The organism is Aeromonas genomosp. paramedia (genome assembly GCF_023093515.1).
GTDB lineage: Bacteria > Pseudomonadota > Gammaproteobacteria > Enterobacterales > Aeromonadaceae > Aeromonas.
The window spans coordinates 1-317 of record NZ_JAAROG010000055.1; the positions used below are offsets into that span (position 1 = coordinate 1).

The following is a 317-nucleotide window of genomic DNA, read 5'->3' on the forward strand; positions in this document are numbered from 1 at the left end:
GGTTATAGCTCAGCTGGGAGAGCGCTTGCATGGCATGCAAGAGGTCCGCGGTTCGATCCCGCGTAGCTCCACCAAATTCTCCTCGAACAATCTGGAATCCAAGGGGTTATAGCTCAGCTGGGAGAGCGCTTGCATGGCATGCAAGAGGTCCGCGGTTCGATCCCGCGTAGCTCCACCAGGTTCCTGATTGAAATGAAGTACCCAGGGCAGTGCGGTGTGTATCACCCAGGCCGACCTTTGTGGGGTTATAGCTCAGCTGGGAGAGCGCTTGCATGGCATGCAAGAGGTCCGCGGTTCGATCCCGCGTAGCTCCACCA

2 tRNA genes are annotated in these 317 nt (G+C 58.0%); both read left to right on the forward strand.

Features of this window, described 5'->3' with window-relative positions:
- The first annotated feature begins 102 nt into the window (after positions 1 to 102).
- A tRNA-Ala gene (locus tag HB860_RS22015) sits at positions 103 to 178 on the forward strand.
- A gap of 63 nt (positions 179 to 241) precedes the next feature.
- Positions 242 to 317: transfer RNA gene (locus tag HB860_RS22020), tRNA-Ala, on the forward strand.